Origin of the sequence: Micromonospora radicis (assembly GCF_003583405.1) — a bacterium.
GTDB lineage: Bacteria > Actinomycetota > Actinomycetes > Mycobacteriales > Micromonosporaceae > Micromonospora > Micromonospora radicis.
Genome location: NZ_QXEC01000003.1, coordinates 136,827 through 153,678, shown reverse-complemented (window position 1 = coordinate 153,678; position 16,852 = coordinate 136,827). Strand labels below are relative to the sequence as shown.

The following is a 16,852-nucleotide window of genomic DNA, read 5'->3' as shown; positions in this document are numbered from 1 at the left end:
GACGGGTGGTCGAGTTGCCGCCGGTGCCGCACCGCAACGCGAAGCGGTCCCTCGGCACCGGCAGCAGCTCGACGAGACGCCGGGGCGCCGACCGAGGTCGGCAGCCGCCGACGTCCGAGCAGCACCTGCCCGCGGCGTGGGCCGCGGAAGGTGACGGCTCTGCTGCTCGCCGACGGAGCCGTCCGCGAGGCCCTCGGTGCCCACGGCAGGGCACTGTGGGACGGCGCACGATGTCGTACCCGGGCCTTAGGTTGCCGGTCATGGCGATTCCCGACCGTGTACCGATCGTGCGCGAACCCGGCTACCGCACCGACACGATCGGCAGCTACGACGGCGGCCAGTTCTTCGGCTCGGTCACCGCGACCCTCGAGGACGGGACGGGCAACCTGCCCGACTGGCCCCGCCACAAGCGGTGGTACGCGGTACTGCACCGGTTCGACGCCGACGGCGGCCACACCGGATCCCAGGTCTGGTTCGCGGGCACGAGTGAGCACGAGAAGATGGCGATCAAGAGTGCCGAGGACCGCCTGTCGAACTGGCTCGCCGCACTGCCGGGGCGCACCTTCGGCGACATCGCGATCAAGCTGTTCCACACCCACGTCGATGGCCACGTCTTCGGCCTCGTGGACCTCTCCGAGCGGTACGACGGACGGGACCACGCCGAACTCCTCCCCGACACCCTGGGATTCGACCCACCGTGGGACGGCTGCTACGACACCTGAGATCCGAGCAAGCGGATGCCTCGATCGATCGACCTGTCGGGTCATGCCAACCGATGCCCGGATCTCTCCCGAGGCGACGAACGAGGTGCCAGGCTCCTCGGCATGCCCCCGATGGACAGCCGTGATGTCGACCAAGCCGTGGCCGAGATGCTGCGGGTGCTCACCCCGTACCAGTCCGCGGACTGGCGCTGCCCAGCCGGCACGCTCGACTGGAGTTGCTGGCAGACGGCCGCCCACGTCGCGCACGACCTCCTTGCGTACGCAGGGCAACTCGCCGCCCGGCCTGACTCGGCGTATCTTCCGTTCGACCTGGTGGTACGCGCCGACGCGTCGCCCCGCGACCTGTTGCGAGTCGCTGCTGGTGCAGGAAGATTGCTGAGCAGCGCGTTGGCCACCGCCGATTCTTCGGCACGCGCCTGGCACTGGGGACCGACCGACCCGAGCGGCTTCGCGGCGCTGGGTGTGAACGAGACGCTGGTGCACACCTACGACATCACCGAGGGGTTGGGCATCCGCTGGCAGCCACCCGAATCGCTCTGCCGCGCCGTGCTGACCCGCCTCTTTCCGCACGCTCCGGCCGGAGATCCGGTCCAGGTGCTTCTCTGGTCCACCGGGCGTGCGGACCTCCCCGGCCGTCCGCGACCCACCTCCTGGGTTCTGAAGGCCGCGATCGGATAGGTCCGGCCCGGCGTCAGGTGCGTGTCGTCGAGTGGGGTGGCTCGTGCACGGTGAACAGGTCACCGGGTGGCACTGCAACGCGTCGCAGAGCGCGGTGAGCGTGCTGCCGCGCTCGGCGATCGGTTTGTTGATGTGCACCTCGACGCGATGTGCGTCGGCGGAAAGGTGGGTCCTGGCGGGGTGCCATACCGCCCTTTCCGCCGTAACAGCGATCCAGGTTCGCGGACGGTCCCGCCGGCCACCGCGCGGGCTCACGGGGTGACGACCACCTTGCCTCGGGCGTGCTCGTCGGCGAGGTACCGGAATGCCTCGGCCGTGCGGCCGAGTGGGTAGGTGCGGTCGACGGCCGGAACGAGATGTCCCGCGTCGGCGAGTTCCGTCAGGGCCAGGAGGTCGGGCCTGCGGCCGACCGACGAGAGTGGTCGGACCCGGCGCTGTCGGACGAGGGGGGCGTACAGCAGCGCCGCGAGGTTGCGCTCGAAGCCGCCCAGCACCGGGCCGCCCTTCTCCACTCCGGCCATGACGAGTGTTCCGGTCGGGGTGAGGAGTTGGCGGAGCAGGCCTACCGGGCGGTCGCCGATCAGGTCGACGATGATGTCGTAGCGGCGTGGGCTGCGGGTGTAGTCCTCGCGGGTGTAGTCGACGACGTGGTCGGCGCCGAGCGACCGGATCAGGTCGGCCTTGGTCGTGCTGCCCACACCGGTCACCTCCGCGCCGTACGCCTTGGCGATCTGGACGGCGAAGGTGCCGACTCCACCGGCGGCGCCGATGACGAGGACCTGTTGCCCGGGTCGGGGTCGGGTCCGCCCGTCCAGTGCCTGGATGGCGGTCATGCCGGAGATCGGTAGGGCGGCTGCCTGCTCGAAGGTGAGCGCGGCCGGCTTCGGTACCAGGTTCTTCGCCGGGACCGAGGCGAACTCGGCGAACATGCTCGTGCCCCAGCCGAGGACCTCGTCACCCGGTGCGAACTCGGTGACCGCGCTGCCGACGGAGTGCACCTCACCGGCGCCCTCCGTTCCCGCGATCCGGTGCCGTGGGGCGCGGGGTCCGACGATCCGGACCGCGTACGGCCGTCCGGCGAGGAGGATCCGGTCGCCCCGGTGGATGCCGGCGGCCCGGACCCGTACCAGGACGTGGTCGTCCCGGAGCCGGGGCCGCTCGACGTCGCGGAGGGTCAGGGTGTCGGGAGTGCCGTACCGGTCCTGAGTGATCGCTCTCATGGTTGCCGCCGCCGGGCCGCTCATTCGACGGTCCGGAGGATCTGCTCGATGGACGCGGTCCGGGTCCGCAGTTCGGAGACGTCGGCGGCCATCCGCTGCTGGGCGTCCAACGTGTTCTCGGCCAGCTTCTCGTAGCGGCCCACGAGCTGCCGTAGCTCTTCGTCGCGCTGGGCGTCGATCCTGTCCTTGCGGAACTCGAGGACGGTGGCGGCGGTGCCGCCGAGGATCAGGAGGGCGAACATCAGCAGACCGAGTACGAGGACCGTATCGGGCCAGGTCTGTGTCATCGGGAGCGCTCCTTCGGTGCCGGACCCGTGGTGGGTTCGGAGCTGGTGAGGGTCTGCGCGGCGGCGACGAGCGCCGCCGCGGTGAGGTGCAGGTCGAACTCGGCGACCTCGTAGTACTTCATGGCCTTGCCGTCGTCGGAGAGTTCGAAGCTGCCGGTGATCAGGCCGGCGGCTTCCAACCGTTGCAGGTGCATGTGGAGCAGGGGTCGGCTCACGCCGATCTCGCGTGCCAGGTGGCTCACGTAGTCGCGGCCCTCGGCGAGTTTGGCCATGATCCGCAGTCGGAGCGGATTGGCGAGTGCGGCCAGCATCTCGACCAGCTCGTCGCCGGTCGGCTGGGCCACTGTCATCATCCGCCTCCACGTGTAAGAAAAGCCTGACAGGTGTCAAGTTAGCATCACAGGTGCGACGTGACAAGGCCGGTCGAGCCGTCCGCAGAGCATCGACCGGCGCGTCGGCAGCGGACGGAGCCCGTACCGAGCGGGCTCCCCGGTGGGCCCGCGCAGCACCACCCGGTCGGCACGGACCCGCGCGACACCGACCGAGTCGAACGACAGGCCGCTGACCGGGCCGGCGGATCCATTGGCCCGGTCAGCGTCGAGCCCGCGCTAGCGGAGCACGCTGGAGATGTGGCCACCGGGCTGGATGTTGGGGGCCTGGAACGAGTAGGTGACGGCGTTCCACGGCTCGGGGTGGGGGCCCGACGGTGGGGTCGGCTTCGGGATGCGGAGCTGCCAGGCCAGGCTGTTGCCGCACCAGTCGCCGTGCAGGTGGTCGCCGTGGACGGTGGTGGTGATCGGCTTTCCGGGGACGGCCACGCCGGGCGCGGTGGCCGCGGTCGGCTCGTGCCAGATCCCGGCGACGTTCGAGGTGGCTCGGACGGCACCGTCGTGGCCGGCGAACATCACGACGGTCGTACCACCGGGAAACTGGGCTGCGGCTAGGTGTGCCCCGGCCGGCGCGGCCCCGGTACCGGCGACGGCGACCGGTAGCCACGGATCGGGCACCGGGCCACCGTTCAACCTCACCTGCCAGATCCGTCCGTCGAGCCCGGTGACGAACGCGGCGGGGGAGATCACCGCAAGCCCGCCACCGGGGGTGGCGAAGTTCGGCGGGCTGGCCACGGCCGTCGTCCAACCGCCGGCGCTGTTTCGGTGGACCACGCGGAGTGCGCCGTCGGTGCCGACGAACGTTACGCCCGTGGTGGTCGCGGGGATGGCGGCGACGACCGCGCCGGGTGGGGCGATGCCGGCTACGGTGACCGGCTGCGGCCTGGGTGGCGCGCCGCTCAGGTACGACCTGTTGATGACCGCCCCGTTGCGGCCGACGAAGAAGACGTCCGAGCCGGCAGCGGCGATGGGGGCCCCGGGTGGGGCCAGGCCGGAGGGACCGTCGAAGTCGACGGCGGGGCCGGCGCCGGCCGGCGCGGTCCGGGACACGACGAGACCACCGTTCGGGCCGATCGTGAACGCGGTCGTGTTGCCCGATTCGGACCGGATGAGGGCGACACCGCCACCGGCTGGCGCGACCGGTTCACCGTGCACGATGGCGGGTGTGCGGCCGGTGGACTTGTAGAGGAGGTAGTTCCTGCCGACGGTGAACGTCTGGACCTGGTCGTCGGCGTACGCGGACGGGGTGCCGATCGGCGCGGCCGTGAGGATCAGCACGGCGCTCACCGTGGCTGCGGCGCGCCGGTGTCCGGCGCGGATCTGGATCATGCGGGCCCCCTCGGGTGGTGGAACTAATGCATCGAGTAACTTCAATCATAGATTGATCTGATTCTTATCGTGGGGCAGGACAAATGGCTGGTCGACACACTTTCGACTCAGGTGGGCAAGTGCGTCGGTGCCGCTGTGGTTCAGAAGCTCCGGCAATGCCGCCAACCCGCGGTCGAGTTCGGCGCCCATGGCGCGGATCGCGTCGAGGCCGGCAGGGCCCATCGATCGACTGGGCTGCTCGACGGCGCGCGCCCGGTGGCGAGACGGTCCGCTCTCGTCGCCCGGGCTCTGGTCCTCTCTGCACTTCCGATACTCCCCGAATGTGGCACTTTGCAGAGCTCTTCAGCTTCATCGGCGCATTCGCCCGCTACGCTCTGCGACGAGCGCTCGACGAGAGGGATAAGGGTGAACGGGGCGGAAGCACTGATGCGTACCCTGGCCGAAGGCGGGGTCGAGGTCGTCTTCACCAACCCTGGCACCACCGAGCTGCACCTCGTCGGAGCGCTCGACTCGGTCCCACAGCTACGAGGGGTGCTCGCACTCTTCGAAGGCGTGGTGACCGGTGCGGCCGACGGATACGCGCGCATCGCCGGCAAACCGGCGGCGACCTTGCTGCATCTCGGCCCCGGCTTCGCGTACGGGCTGACCAACCTGCACAACAGCCGGCGGGCGAACTCGCCGGTGCTGAACATCGTCGGCGACCATCCGACCTACCACAACGCCGTCGACCCACCTTTGGCCTCCGACATCGCCGCTCTGGGCGGTTGGCTACGCGGTCCCGTGCGCCGCCCCGAGAGCGCCGCGGGCGCGGGGACCGACGCCGCCGCGACCTTGGCCAGCGTGATGGAGCCACCCGGGCAGGTCGCCACCGTGATCATGTCTGCGGACGTCTCGTGGTCCGACGGCGCGACCGCGGCCACCCCGGTCGACCCACCGCCCGCGCCCGCGGTGCCGGCCGATGTGATCAACCAGGTGGCGCAGATCGCGCGCGGCGGCGACTGTGCCCTGGTGATCGGAGGGCCGGCGCTGCGGGAGGCGGGCCTCTGCGCAGCGAGTCGTATCGCCGCCGCCACCGGCCTCCGTGTCCTGCAGGAGCTCTACTCCAACCGGGTCGAACACGGGGCCGGTCTGCCCAGCTTCCCACGGCTCGGCTTCTACCCCGACCAGGCGCTCGAACAGTTGGCCGGCGTCCGGCATGTCATCACCGCGGGCACCAAGGCGCCCGTCTCCTTCTTCGCCTACTCCGACAAGCCCAGTTGCCTGGTACCCCAGGACGCCACCACCCATGTGCTCGCCGACGTGGGCCAGGACGCCGTGGCCGCCCTCACCCGACTGGCCGACCTGGTCGCCCCCGACACGGCAGCCCACGTCGCCGAACCACGGCGCCCTCGGCTGCCCACCGGCCCCCTCACCCTGCACAACTGGTGCGACGTCGTCGGCGCGCTGCTACCGGAGGCAGCGATCGTCGTCGACGAGAGCGTCAGCTCGGGCACCGCGCTCGCGGCGGCCACCGCGGGTGCTCCCCGGCACGACGTGCTCATGCAGACCGGCGGCGCCATGGGCGATGGCATGCCGCTGGCCGTCGGTGCCGCCGTGGCCGCGCCCGACCGCCCGGTGGTGGCCCTGATCGCCGACGGTTGCGCCATGTACACGCCCACCGCGCTGTGGACCCAGGCACGCGAGCGGTTGAACGTGACCACCGTGATCCTCGACAACCGCTCGTACGCGATCCTGCGTCAGGAATGGAAGTACTACAGCCAGCGTCCCGGCGCCCGTGACCCGGACGGCAATCCCCAGTTCGACCTGGGCAGTCCGGCGATCGACTTCGTGCGGCTCGCGGAGTCCTTCGGCGTGCCCGCCACTCTCGCCAGGACTGCCGAGGAACTCGCCGAACAGTTCTCACATGCCCTGGCCGAACCAGGCCCGCACCTGATCCAGGCCATGATCCCATCCGCCGCCTGACCGTCGGCCCCACCACCGACCGTCCAGCTGAACCCACCGACGGCGAGGACGTCGCTCGACACCCCCTGCCGGGCGAGTCGTACGAGGTGGTCACCGCCGGCGGTAGGTACTGCGTGGCGAACAGGTAGACCACGCCGTCCACGGCGAGGCCCACCAGCAGGGCGAGCAGGGTCGGGAGCCGCCTGGTGACTGTCAGTCGGTGCTGTGCCGAGCGGACGGGGTGCCGGTCGGCAGGGCGGCGCGGTCGGCGGCCTGTCGACCGGACTCCCATCCCTCGCGGCTGTCGACCCGGCTGGCCCGGGCCCGGACCGTGTGCGGGAAGACCCGTCGCATGGTCTCGCGGATCTGCTCGTCGCGGGAGGCGAGCACCGGCAGCAGGTCGGCCGGGTCGCTCAGCCCGTTCCCGTCGCCCCCGCCGGTGGCCTGCGCCAACGCGAGCTGTGCGGCGTCGGTCAGGCGTTCGTCGATCCGGACCGCGAAGGCCACCAGGAAGGACTGTCGGAACGCCTTCAGGCGGCGGCGACCGGCCTTGCCTCCCGGCGGTTCGGCCCGGGCCATCGCCCGGTGCGCCTGCACGAGCAGGGAGGTGTAGAGCAGGTCGACCGCGTCGATGTCGGTGTCGAAACCGAAGACCGTACTGAACGCCAGCTCCGGTGACGAGACCGTGTGGCAGCGGTTCGCCTGCGCGACCGCGTCGAGCAGGGACGCCTTCTCCCGCTCGTACGGGTGGTCCACGCCGATCCGCCGCGCGTACGGCACCACCGGCATCGCGTCACCGCCCCGGGCGGCCAGCAGCGCCTCGTCGAGGCTGTGCCGGGTCACCAACTCCTGAGCCTTGGCGGTGTACGCCTCCGCCTCGGCCGGGAAGTTCGTCGACTCCGCCTTGGCGAGCAGGGCGCGTACCCGGTCCAGCAGCCGGGCGTCGATCCGGGCCGACCCGTCGGCACCCGACCCGCCGGCCGGCGCGGCGGCGGCCCCCGGCGGGGGAACGAGGACCTCGATCGGCGGGACCGCGGCCAGGATGGTGAGCAGGCCCAACACCAGATCGAGTACGGCCACCCGGTCCAGCCGCCAGCGGGCCGCGAGTTCCTCGACGTACGTGGTGTCGCCGCGCCACCAGACCCGCGCGTCGAGGGTGTCCGCCTGCGCCAGCCACCGCCCGTCGACCGTGGCCCGGGGAAACCGTCGCAGGTGTGCGGCGACCGCGTCGGTCACCAGGGCGGCCTGGTGCGGCCGGCCCCGTCGGGCGACCACCCGGTGCAACTCGGCCGGCTGCCACCCACCCCGCCACAGCCGCGCGCACGCCTCGTCCCGCGCGGCCACCAGCTCCGGGTCGACCTCGGCCGCCGGTCGGACGGTCAGCGCGTCCAGCGCCGACTCGTACTCGACCGTCCCGGCGAGAACCGCCCTGATCGCTTCCCGTACCGATGTCACCAGCATGAGGCTACGGAGTCGCACCGGAGGTTCCGGCCGTGAGTGGCGCCGGAGTGACCCAGTAGACGTCGGGGCGGCGACCTGCCGGCGCGACCGCTACGGCACTGGAACCGCCAGCGGTAGGCCCGCGCAGGCGTGGGTTTCGGGACCGGATCGGTGGGGGTAGAGAGCACACCGCCCATCAGTCAACCAGTGAAGGAGACTGCCGTGTCGGTACAGGCGTTCCTCTATCTCGTCGCGGTCATCCTGCTTGTGCTCGCCGCGCTTCCCCTCCGCACCCGGGGTGTCTCGCTCGCGCTGCTCGGCGCGGCGTGCGCCCTGCTGGCCTACGCCTGGCCGGCGATCACCGGATAGGTGGCGGGTAGGGAACGAGCTGACCGACGTCCGTCTGAAGCAGTTCCCGGTAGCCGGTCGGGCGACCGTACGCAGGCCCACCGTGCCGTGCTCCTGCACAGGTCAGGTGTCGATCAGCTCGACGGTGACGGCGGCGGTGTCGCCCGCGTCGAGGGCCTCGGCACTGCGGACGGCACGTTTCACCGGCAGCACGTAGCAGCCCCGCGTGCTGTCGGGGAAGATCGACGTCGTCCACCTGCTGCCACCGATGGTGGCCCGGACCCGCACCGAACCGAAACCCCGACGTGCCCCGCCGCAGCGGTCGCGGATCTCCTCGGACACCTCGACCGGCAGGCTCACGAACGTCCAGCTCTCGTTACGCCGGGCGGCCCAGAGCCACAACTCGCTGTCGAACCTCACGATCACGACGCCCATCATCACACCCGGGACCGACGGTGCAGCCGGCTCGTCGACCGGTACCGGTTCTTGCGTGGCTATCGCTGCGCCTCGAAGTGCTCCTTCATCGCCGGGTAGTAGTCGTCGAACGTCGGCGCGGGCAGGTCGGCGTATGCGGCCACCAACGCATCCAGGTAGTACTCCCAGCCCGGTCCGACCTCCCCGATGCCCTCCGTGCCGGTCAGATGCTGGGTGAACCGCAGTTCGGTGCCGCCCGCGCGCTCGGTGAGCGTCACGTCCAGGTGCCAACTGCCGTGCTCGTCCCGGGCGGAGACCGCCAGCCGGTGCGGCGGTTCGCAGACGTCGATGGTCAGGTCCATCCAGGGCTTGCCCTCCTCGTACGCCATCTGGACCTTGATCGTGCGCCCCGGCGCGGCCTTGCCCTGCCACGGACCGAACCAGCGCGCCGTGCGTGCCGGGTCGGTGAGGCTCGCCCAGACGTCGGCCGGGGAAGCGGGGAAGGTGCGGGTCAGCACGAGGTCGTCACCGAACAGTCGGCCGGTGGGTGTCGGGCTCATGCGGTCTCCTTCTGGGATGGACGCCGGTCGGCGGCCTGGGATGGGTGCCGGTCGGCGGTCGTGCGCCGGTCCCGGCGGGTGCGGTAGACCTCGGTCTCCGGCGCGACCCACTGTCGCTGTGCGTGTTCGGCAGCGGCTCGTCGGCGCGGGTCAGCTTCGCGGAGGCACCGTGATGGCCGCGATGGCGCTGGTGACCACGGTGGCCGTCACGGTGCGGGTCACCGCCTGCGCCGTGGCCTCGGCACCCCAGTCCCCCTGCTCGAGTTGCTTGGCCCGGTTGATGACCGACGACGTCCAGGGGATCTCCCGATCAAACTGCGGGAGCGTCCCGCTCGCCGAGAGCAGCGCCGCCAGCGCGGCGACCCGGGGCGTCGGCTGCGTGCCGGCCACGAGAACCTGCCGGACGTCGGCGAGCAGCCGCGCTCGTCGTCCGGTCCGGCCTTCCCGAAGCACCGTCGTACGGAACAGGCCGAGCACCTTCCGCGGCTCCTGGTCCAGATCGCCGCGGACGACGAGCCTCGCCAACACCGGCTCACGCAGGCCGGGGCCGATCGCCGCCAGCACCGTCTGCACCATCCGGGGCTTCTCCGACAGGTAGTCCCAGGCCGGACGCAGAAGGTCGTCCGACGGTGCCCGGCCCGGGACGGCACCGACCCGCCCCGGGCTCGTGGTGTCCAGGTGCTCGTCGAGCGCGAGGTCGGCGAGCACGGCTCCGGCCAGGACGTAGAAGAGGGTGTTCTCTCCCGCGATGGTGCCGGAGCCGGGCTGGAACAACAGCAGCAGGAGAGCTTCGGCCAGGGTCGCGGTGTCCGACCCTTCTCCGGATTCGGTGGTCATCGGCGCGGCTCCCAACGGAAGAGGCGGGTGGCGAGGGCGACGGCGACGGCGACCCAGGCCAGGGTGGGCGCGAGCAGGAGCAGGGAGTCGGCCACGGCGACGCCACCGTTCCAGGCGTTCACGGTCAGCTCCGTCGCCGCGCCGCCGGGCAGCAGCCGCTTGAGCCAGGCGAGGTCCGCCGTGCCGGTGATCCCCACCCAGCTTGCCACGGCGATCACCCCCAGGGTGACCGGAAGGGTGGTGACCTGGGCGTGCTCGGGTGAGTTCGTCAGTCCCGCGGTGGCCAGGGCCAGACCGACCATCATCGCCAGGGTGGCGATGGTCGCCACCACGAGCAGCAGGATGTTCGAGGGCTCGCCGGCGACGACGGCCAGCGCGATCAGGATCGCGGTCACCTGCACCACGGCGAGGACGACGACGGGCAGCAGCAGGCCGGTGAGGATACCGACGTCACCCTCGGCGGTGGAGCGCAACCGCTTGAGGAAGAGGTTCTGCCGCCGTGAGGCCAGGGTGGTGACGGCGGTGGCGTAGAGCCCGAACGCGGCCACGGTGAACATCACGATCGCCGCGATGTAGCCGAGGCTGCCGACGGCGGCGAAGGTCTCGTGCTGGCGGACGAAGAACAGGCAGATCGCGAACGGGACGACGAGGCTGGTGATCAGCACCAGCCGGTTGCGGAAGATCTGGATCAGCTCGCTGAACGCGATGGACAACATCGGTGACGCAACTCCTGTCGAATGGGATGGATCAGCTGTTGAGGGCGCGGAACACGTCGTCGAGCCGGGTCGGCCCGGCCTGCAGGTCCCGCAGTTCGACGGCGTGCTCCTGGGCCCACCCGAGCAGCACGTGCAGGTCCTTCTGCAGGGCGAAGGTCTCGACCAGTACCTTGCCGGCGGAGTCGGCGACGGCCTGCAACGGCAGGGTCGGCGCCGACGCCGGCACGGCGAAGCGGATGGCCGCCGGCAGGGCACGGGTCAGTTCGGAAACGGTGCCCTCGCGGTGCAGGCTGCCCTGGTGCATCAGCCCGATCCGGTCGGCGCGCTGCTGGGCCTCCTCCAGGTAGTGCGTGGTGAGCACGATGGTGGCGCCGTTCTCCCGCATCCGATCCACGGTCGCCCACACGGCGTCGCGGGACTGGATGTCCAGACCGGTGGTCGGCTCGTCCAGGAAGATCAGCTCCGGGGTGCCGTACACGGCGGTGGCGAAGTCCAGCCGGCGCTTCTCCCCGCCGGACAGCTGGGACACCCGCCGCCCGGCCCGGCCGGTGAGGTCGACGAGATCGAGCACCCGGTCGACGTCGTCGGTACGGCGGGTGAGTCGCCCGACCAGACGGACGGACTCCCGGACGGTGAGATCCGGGGAGAATCCGCTCTCCTGGAGCATCACGCCCATCCGGGGACGTACCACGCGTCGGTCGTCGGGGCCGTGCCCGAAGACGCGGACGCTACCGGAGGTGGGACGGCGGTGCCCCTCGACGACCTCCAGCGTCGAGGTCTTGCCGGCCCCGTTGGTGCCGAGCAGCGCGTAGAGCTCCCCGCGTCGTACCTGGAAAGAGAGATCCTTGACGGCGTGGAAGTCACCGTAGGTGAGGTTCAGCCGTTCGACTTCGATGACTGGTGTGGTGGACATGCACCCATGACAGCAACGATCGTCGGCACCCGGCAGTGCGACCATGTCACGACCGCATGTGACGTGGTGTCACTGGTCGTGGCCGGTCGCTGCCGGATACTGGGATGGTGACCGCAGGATCGCCGCGCTTCACCGAGTCGACCCGGGGACGCCTGCGCCGGCTCAACCTCGCCACGTCGTTCCCGCCTGTGGTGATCGCCGCGCTGCTCCTGCTGTACGTCGACTCGCGTACCTGGTGGCACGTTCTCGTCCTGGCGCCGGGCGTCGTGGCGGCCGTGGTGGCCTTCGAACGGTGGACCGCCGACGACCTCGCGCGCGTCGCCCTACCCTGCGTGATCGTCGCGGCGGCGGTGTGGCCGCTCGGGGTGCTGGTGACCGGCAGCCCCAACGCGTACTGGGGTGTCTGCGCCGCGGGCTCGCTCGCCCTGCGTGAGGTGCGGCGGCGGCGCGTACCGACGATGGCTGCGCTCTTCTCCTACGTTGCCGCGGTCGGTGCGACCCGCCTCCTGGTGCAACCGGACGACGTACGCGCGAGCCTGGTCACCTACGTCGTCGTGCCGACCGCGGTCACCGTCGTGGTGACGGTGGTGACGGTGATCGGCGAGCGGTTCTACGACCTCATCCGGGAACTCGAACAGACCCGGGAACGCGAGGCGGAACTGGCCGTCGTGCGGGAACGCGTCCGCTTCGCCAGCGACCTGCACGACATCCAGGGCCACACCCTGCACGTGGTGAAGCTGAAGATCGCGCTCGCCCAGAAGTTGCTGCGCCGCGACACCGAACGGGCAGAGAAGGAACTACAGGAGACGTACGCCCTGGTCGGCGACACCATCGCGCAGACCAAGGAGCTCGCCTACGCGCAACGGCGGCTCAACCTCACCGCGGAGATCGAGAACGCGAAGAACCTGTTCGAGGCCGCCGGCATCCGGGTCCGGGTGACCCGTGCGGCCGAGGTCGACTCCCGCGCCAGCGAACTGCTCGGCCAGGTGCTGCGCGAGACGACCACCAACATCCTGCGCCACGCGCAGGCGACCCAGGTGCAGATCACGCTCGCCGAGTCCGGCATCACCATCGTCAACGACGGCGTGACCACCGACGCACCCGCCGCACTCAGTGGGCTGTCCGTCCTGCACGAACGGCTGGCCGCCGAGGGCGGCGAGCTGACCGTGACACAGCACGAGGGTCGGTTCCGCACCGCCGCGACGTTCCCACCCGCCCGCGCCGGCACCACCTCGGCCACCCGAAGGGACGACCGATGACCAGCATCGTGCTCGCCGACGACGAGGTGCTGCTCCGTACGGCACTGGCCGCGCTGTTGCCCCTGGAGGGCGACATCACCGTCCTGGCCGAGGCGACGGACGGCCAGAGCGCCGTCGAGGCCACCCTGCGGCACCGACCCGACGTACTGGTCATCGACCTGGAGATGCCCGGCATGGACGGCCTCGACGCGGTCACGCAGATCCGGCGGGCCAGCCCGGAGCAGGTGATCCTGATGTTGACCCGGCACGCCCGACCCGGCGTGCTGCGCAAGGCGTTGAAGCTCGGTGTCCAGGGCTTCGTCAGCAAGTCCGCCGAGCCGGCCCACATCACCTCCGTCATCGCCACCCTGCACGCGGGCAAACGCTGGATCGACCCGGACGTGTCCGCGCTCGCCGTCACCGAGGACTGCCCCCTGACCGAACGGGAAGCCGACGTACTGCGGGTCACCGGCGAGGGCTACTCCGTCGCCGACATCGCCGTCCGACTCCACCTCGCTCCCGGCACCGTCCGCAACTACCTCTCCAACGCCATGCGCAAGACCCAGACCCGGACCCGTCACGAGGCGGCGCGCTACGCCCGCGAACACGACTGGCTGTGAACACCGAACGGTACGGGTGTTCGGCTCACCGGTCGCTGTCGGCGTCGAGGACTCGTAACGCCGCACGGTGGATGGCGCTGTCGCGGGCGAACAGCGCCGGCCCGGAGGCGGGCCGTGGCTTTCCGTCCAGCCCGCTGAAGCGACCACCGGCCTCCTCGACGATGAGGGACGTCGCCGCGTAGTCCCACACCTGTCCCCGGGTCTGGACGGCGAGGTCGAACTCTCCGTCGGCGACGAGCAGCGCGGCGTGGGTGTGCCACGGCGTCTTCGCCGCGGCGGCGGTCAGCGGCGCGATCATCTCGTGTTCGCGGTGGGAGAGCTGATCGTCGGTGGGGATCACACCGAGTCGACCACCGTTCAAAGTGTCCGGCCGGGTGCGGTCGACGGCGATCGGTCGTTCGTCGGTCGTGGTGAGGCCGGAGAAGTCCGCCTGGTAAGCGCCAGCGCCCCGCTCTGCCCACCAGAGCTTCCCCTGGGCGGGAACGGCAGCCACGCCCACCACAATCTCGTCGGCCTCCTCCAACGCGACGAGCACCAGCCACCGGTCGTCACCGGCGACAAACAGCGCGGTGCCGTCGATCGGGTCGATGATCCAGCGGCGGCGGCCCTGACCGCTCTGCCCGGTCTCCTCGCCCAGGACGGCGTCGTCGGGCCGCGCGCCGGCCAGGGTATTCCGGATGGCGGCCTCGACCGCCTGGTCGGCTTCGGTGACTATGCTGCCGTCCGGCTTCAGTTGCCGGGGAAGTCCTGCCAGGGCCGCGAAGTACCGTAGGCCCACTGCGGCTCCGGTCAGGGCGGCACGTCGAGCAAGTCGAAGGTCGTCCTCCATGGGTACCATCTTCGCCTATCTCCCGGGGGCAGGAAGACCGCCCGCTCGTAGGAGCGGCGGCGTGCCGGGAGCCGGCTGGGTCGACCGGCGGGACCACGGCACGAACGCCGGCCACGCGACCCGGATCGCCGTCATGGCCACCGGGTGCGCGAGCCGAGCTGCGTCCGGGTAGCCGTCCTCCGGACGGGTGGCTCACGCGCCGGCCCACTGGTCGCGCCGGTGGACGAGGTACGCCGTCTCGGCGCTGTTGCCCGCAAGCTCGATGGCCCGGTCGTACGCCGTCCGCGACTGCTCGCGGTAGCCGAGCCGGCGCAGCAACTCGGCGCGGGTGGCGTGGTAGAGGTGGTAGCCCTGCAGCGGCAGGCCCTCCACCAGTGCCAGCGCGACCTGGGCGCCGTCGAGTTCGGCGACCGCGATCGCCCGGTTGAGCCGGACGATCGGGGAGGGGTCGACACGGGTCAGCTGGTCGTAGAGCGCGACGACCTGTGACCAGTCGGTGTGTCGGATGTCGCGGGCGTCGGTGTGCACGGCGTTGATTGCGGCGAGGATCTGGTAGCGCCCCGGCGCCTGCCCGGCGGTGAGGCATGCCCGGACCAGGTCGTGGCCCTCGGCGATCAGATCGCGGTCCCAGCAACCGCGATCCTGCTGGTCGAGGGGGACAAGCTCACCGGTGGCCGACATCCGGGCGGGCCGGCGGGCCTCGGTCAGCAGCATCAGCGCCAGGAGCCCGGTGACCTCACGGTGGGCCGGCATCAGGGTGTGGACCAGCCGGGTCAGCCGGATCGCCTCGGCGGTCAGGTCGCCGCGGACCGCCTCCTTGGCCGGGTCCGACGCGAGATAGCCCTCATTGAAGATCAGGTAGAGGACGGCGAGTACGCCGCTGACCCGGGCCGGGAGGTCCGCTCGAAGCGGAACGCCGTAGCGGATCCCGGCAGCCTTGATCTTGGCCTTCGCGCGGGTGATCCGCCGTCCCATGGCGGCCTCCTGGGTCAGGAAGGCACGGGCGACCTCGGCCACCGTGAGCCCGCCGACCATCCGCAGGGTCAGCGCGACCCGTGCCGGCATGGCGAGAGCGGGGTGGCAGCAGGTGAATACGAGCCGGAGGCGGTCGTCGTCGATGACGCCGAGCGGTTCCGGGACGTCCGCCAGCATCAGTGCCTCCCGGTGCTTCTCCACGCGTCGTACCTCGCGCCGGAGCCGGTCGACGGCCTTGCGGTGCGCGGTCGTGGTGAGCCACCCGCCCGGGCTCGGTGGGACGCCGTCGACCGGCCACCGGCGGACCGCCGACGCGAACGCCTCGGCGGCCATCTCCTCGGCGATGTCGAGGTCGCCGAACCGCCCGGCCAGGGTCGCGACCACCCGGGCCCACTCCTCGCGGTGGATCCGGGTGATCACCTCGGCGACGTCGGTCACGCGCCCAGGAACGGCCGGACCTCCACCCGCCGGTGGCAACTCTTCGAGCCCTCGGCGGCCAGCCGCAGCGCCACGTCGAGGTGCGGGGCTGTGATGATCCAGAAGCCGGCGACGTATTCCTTGGACTCCAGGAACGGTCCGTCGGTGAAGACCGCCTGCCCGTCGCGTCCGTCGACCACGGTGGCGGTGTCGGGCGCCGCGAGACCACCGGCGAAGACCCAGTGGCCATCGGCCCGGAGTTGATCGTTGAAGGTGTCGATCGCGTTCATCTCATCCGTGCTGGCGGAGTTGGACGTGTCGTCGAGCACGGAAATCAGGTACTGCGTCATCGAATGTCGTCTCCTGTCGTCTGGCGGGTTCCGCAGACCGCCGGTCACCCCTGCTACGAACGGCGCTGCCCGGTTCCGACATGTCCACCCGAGATCTCTTTCAAGATTCTCGTGCGCCGTCTGCCGCGGGGGCCGAGGACGCCTCGTGAGCGGCCTCCCACGCCGACCCACCCGCACCGCCGGCTCGGCTGCCCGACGGACGAGCCGGCGGGCCGCGCAACGGCGCCCGTGGGAAGCGACAGCGGGTCACCCCACGTGCCGTTCATGAAACCAGACCCCGACGATGGCCGACAGTGCTACCGATGTGAGTCGACCTGGTGTCGCCGACGGCATTCTGCGAGTTGAGCGACTGCACACCGCCGGCCGAGAATCGAGAACCGAACCATTCGGCGGCATTGGAATCGGGGGATCGAATGCCATTCGACGTGCGGCTTCCTGGCCCGTGGGCGAAACCCGTCGAGGTGAACCGCGGCACGTGCGGCGCCCGCCCACGCGGCATTGTCGAAGTCTCGGCCTCCGGGCGGGGCGCGTGCCCGTTGGCGCACTCCAGGTTGAGTTCAGGTCGACCCGGCAGCCCATGGGCGTTCCCGAAGGGCCGACACCATGATCGATCTTGGCGGCGGCGCCCG

19 protein-coding genes are annotated in these 16,852 nt (G+C 71.0%); 6 read left to right on the top strand and 13 right to left on the bottom strand.

What is annotated here, in order from left to right; translation table 11 throughout:
• Window positions 1-260 precede the first annotated feature (260 nt).
• Both D2L64_RS05460 and D2L64_RS05455 read left to right on the top strand, forming a co-directional pair.
• Window positions 261-722, top strand: a complete 462-nt coding sequence (locus D2L64_RS05460) for a hypothetical protein (RefSeq protein ID WP_119573587.1) — start codon at window positions 261-263, stop codon at window positions 720-722.
• 111 nt (window positions 723-833) lie between these two features.
• Window positions 834-1,400, top strand: coding sequence for a maleylpyruvate isomerase N-terminal domain-containing protein (locus D2L64_RS05455; protein WP_119573586.1), 567 nt, complete (start codon window positions 834-836; stop codon window positions 1,398-1,400).
• A gap of 251 nt (window positions 1,401-1,651) precedes the next feature.
• On the opposite strand, the gene D2L64_RS05450 is transcribed toward D2L64_RS05455, so the two are convergent.
• The 4 genes from D2L64_RS05450 to D2L64_RS05435 all read right to left on the bottom strand — a co-directional run bounded on the left by D2L64_RS05450 (window position 1,652) and on the right by D2L64_RS05435 (window position 4,625).
• Window positions 1,652-2,620, bottom strand: coding sequence for an NAD(P)-dependent alcohol dehydrogenase (locus tag D2L64_RS05450; RefSeq protein ID WP_199714423.1), 969 nt, complete (start codon window positions 2,618-2,620; stop codon window positions 1,652-1,654).
• Between the two features lie 20 nt (window positions 2,621-2,640).
• The gene (locus D2L64_RS05445; RefSeq protein WP_119573584.1) at window positions 2,641-2,907 is read right to left on the bottom strand and encodes a hypothetical protein; all 267 of its coding nucleotides are present in this window, start codon (window positions 2,905-2,907) and stop codon (window positions 2,641-2,643) included.
• A complete protein-coding gene (locus tag D2L64_RS05440) occupies window positions 2,904-3,257 on the bottom strand; it encodes an ArsR/SmtB family transcription factor (RefSeq protein WP_119573691.1) in 354 nt (117 codons plus the stop codon). Before D2L64_RS05440 ends, D2L64_RS05445 begins: the two co-directional genes overlap by 4 nt.
• 258 nt (window positions 3,258-3,515) lie before the next feature.
• Window positions 3,516-4,625, bottom strand: a complete 1,110-nt coding sequence (locus tag D2L64_RS05435) for a hypothetical protein (protein WP_119573583.1) — start codon at window positions 4,623-4,625, stop codon at window positions 3,516-3,518.
• A 405-nt stretch (window positions 4,626-5,030) separates the two neighbouring features.
• Between D2L64_RS05435 and D2L64_RS05430 the strand changes: the two genes are divergently transcribed.
• Window positions 5,031-6,587 (top strand): acetolactate synthase large subunit, encoded by a 1,557-nt coding sequence (locus D2L64_RS05430; RefSeq protein WP_119573582.1) that lies wholly within the window; start codon window positions 5,031-5,033, stop codon window positions 6,585-6,587.
• 192 nt (window positions 6,588-6,779) lie between these two features.
• Here the strand turns inward: D2L64_RS05430 and D2L64_RS05425 are convergent, their stop codons facing one another.
• Entirely contained in the window at window positions 6,780-8,021 is a 1,242-nt protein-coding gene (locus D2L64_RS05425; protein ID WP_233558783.1) for a DUF2786 domain-containing protein, read from the bottom strand.
• A gap of 207 nt (window positions 8,022-8,228) precedes the next feature.
• Between D2L64_RS05425 and D2L64_RS27505 the strand changes: the two genes are divergently transcribed.
• The gene (locus tag D2L64_RS27505) at window positions 8,229-8,375 is read left to right on the top strand and encodes a hypothetical protein (protein WP_199714422.1); all 147 of its coding nucleotides are present in this window, start codon (window positions 8,229-8,231) and stop codon (window positions 8,373-8,375) included.
• Window positions 8,376-8,477: 102 nt separating this feature from the next.
• On the opposite strand, the gene D2L64_RS05420 is transcribed toward D2L64_RS27505, so the two are convergent.
• The 5 genes from D2L64_RS05420 to D2L64_RS05400 all read right to left on the bottom strand — a co-directional run bounded on the left by D2L64_RS05420 (window position 8,478) and on the right by D2L64_RS05400 (window position 11,794).
• Entirely contained in the window at window positions 8,478-8,780 is a 303-nt protein-coding gene (locus tag D2L64_RS05420; RefSeq protein ID WP_119573690.1) for a DUF1905 domain-containing protein, read from the bottom strand.
• A gap of 68 nt (window positions 8,781-8,848) precedes the next feature.
• Window positions 8,849-9,328 carry an SRPBCC family protein gene (locus D2L64_RS05415; RefSeq protein ID WP_119573580.1) on the bottom strand — a complete coding sequence of 160 codons (480 nt, stop codon included), beginning with the start codon at window positions 9,326-9,328 and terminating at the stop codon, window positions 8,849-8,851.
• Between the two features lie 150 nt (window positions 9,329-9,478).
• Window positions 9,479-10,165, bottom strand: coding sequence for a GOLPH3/VPS74 family protein (locus D2L64_RS05410; protein WP_119573579.1), 687 nt, complete (start codon window positions 10,163-10,165; stop codon window positions 9,479-9,481).
• Window positions 10,162-10,881, bottom strand: a complete 720-nt coding sequence (locus D2L64_RS05405) for an ABC transporter permease (RefSeq protein ID WP_119573578.1) — start codon at window positions 10,879-10,881, stop codon at window positions 10,162-10,164. Before D2L64_RS05405 ends, D2L64_RS05410 begins: the two co-directional genes overlap by 4 nt.
• A gap of 31 nt (window positions 10,882-10,912) precedes the next feature.
• Window positions 10,913-11,794 (bottom strand): ABC transporter ATP-binding protein, encoded by an 882-nt coding sequence (locus tag D2L64_RS05400; protein ID WP_119573577.1) that lies wholly within the window; start codon window positions 11,792-11,794, stop codon window positions 10,913-10,915.
• Window positions 11,795-11,901: 107 nt separating this feature from the next.
• Between D2L64_RS05400 and D2L64_RS05395 the strand changes: the two genes are divergently transcribed.
• Complete coding sequence (locus D2L64_RS05395) at window positions 11,902-13,053, top strand: sensor histidine kinase (RefSeq protein WP_199714421.1); 1,152 nt, start codon at window positions 11,902-11,904, stop codon at window positions 13,051-13,053.
• A complete protein-coding gene (locus D2L64_RS05390; RefSeq protein ID WP_119573575.1) occupies window positions 13,050-13,652 on the top strand; it encodes a response regulator transcription factor in 603 nt (200 codons plus the stop codon). Before D2L64_RS05395 ends, D2L64_RS05390 begins: the two co-directional genes overlap by 4 nt.
• A gap of 25 nt (window positions 13,653-13,677) precedes the next feature.
• Here the strand turns inward: D2L64_RS05390 and D2L64_RS05385 are convergent, their stop codons facing one another.
• From D2L64_RS05385 to D2L64_RS05375, 3 genes are all read right to left on the bottom strand, one after another.
• Window positions 13,678-14,481: an inositol monophosphatase family protein gene (locus tag D2L64_RS05385; protein WP_119573574.1), complete on the bottom strand. Its 804-nt coding sequence runs from the start codon at window positions 14,479-14,481 to the stop codon at window positions 13,678-13,680.
• Between the two features lie 192 nt (window positions 14,482-14,673).
• Window positions 14,674-15,894, bottom strand: a complete 1,221-nt coding sequence (locus D2L64_RS05380; protein ID WP_119573573.1) for an RNA polymerase sigma factor — start codon at window positions 15,892-15,894, stop codon at window positions 14,674-14,676.
• Window positions 15,891-16,223, bottom strand: coding sequence for a YciI family protein (locus D2L64_RS05375; protein ID WP_119573572.1), 333 nt, complete (start codon window positions 16,221-16,223; stop codon window positions 15,891-15,893). Before D2L64_RS05375 ends, D2L64_RS05380 begins: the two co-directional genes overlap by 4 nt.
• Window positions 16,224-16,852 lie beyond the last annotated feature (629 nt).

Coding starts and splice junctions, on each gene's coding strand:
- D2L64_RS05410 (WP_119573579.1), bottom strand. CDS start 10,165: ATGACCACCGAATCCGGAGAAGGGTCGGACACCGCGACCCTGGCCGAA.
- D2L64_RS05440 (WP_119573691.1), bottom strand. CDS start 3,257: ATGACAGTGGCCCAGCCGACCGGCGACGAGCTGGTCGAGATGCTGGCC.
- D2L64_RS05375 (WP_119573572.1), bottom strand. CDS start 16,223: ATGACGCAGTACCTGATTTCCGTGCTCGACGACACGTCCAACTCCGCC.
- D2L64_RS05390 (WP_119573575.1), top strand. CDS start 13,050: ATGACCAGCATCGTGCTCGCCGACGACGAGGTGCTGCTCCGTACGGCA.
- D2L64_RS05435 (WP_119573583.1), bottom strand. CDS start 4,625: ATGATCCAGATCCGCGCCGGACACCGGCGCGCCGCAGCCACGGTGAGC.
- D2L64_RS05450 (WP_199714423.1), bottom strand. CDS start 2,620: ATGAGAGCGATCACTCAGGACCGGTACGGCACTCCCGACACCCTGACC.
- D2L64_RS05415 (WP_119573580.1), bottom strand. CDS start 9,328: ATGAGCCCGACACCCACCGGCCGACTGTTCGGTGACGACCTCGTGCTG.
- D2L64_RS05455 (WP_119573586.1), top strand. CDS start 834: ATGGACAGCCGTGATGTCGACCAAGCCGTGGCCGAGATGCTGCGGGTG.
- D2L64_RS05385 (WP_119573574.1), bottom strand. CDS start 14,481: ATGGAGGACGACCTTCGACTTGCTCGACGTGCCGCCCTGACCGGAGCC.
- D2L64_RS05445 (WP_119573584.1), bottom strand. CDS start 2,907: ATGACACAGACCTGGCCCGATACGGTCCTCGTACTCGGTCTGCTGATG.
- D2L64_RS05400 (WP_119573577.1), bottom strand. CDS start 11,794: ATGTCCACCACACCAGTCATCGAAGTCGAACGGCTGAACCTCACCTAC.
- D2L64_RS05405 (WP_119573578.1), bottom strand. CDS start 10,881: ATGTTGTCCATCGCGTTCAGCGAGCTGATCCAGATCTTCCGCAACCGG.
- D2L64_RS05460 (WP_119573587.1), top strand. CDS start 261: ATGGCGATTCCCGACCGTGTACCGATCGTGCGCGAACCCGGCTACCGC.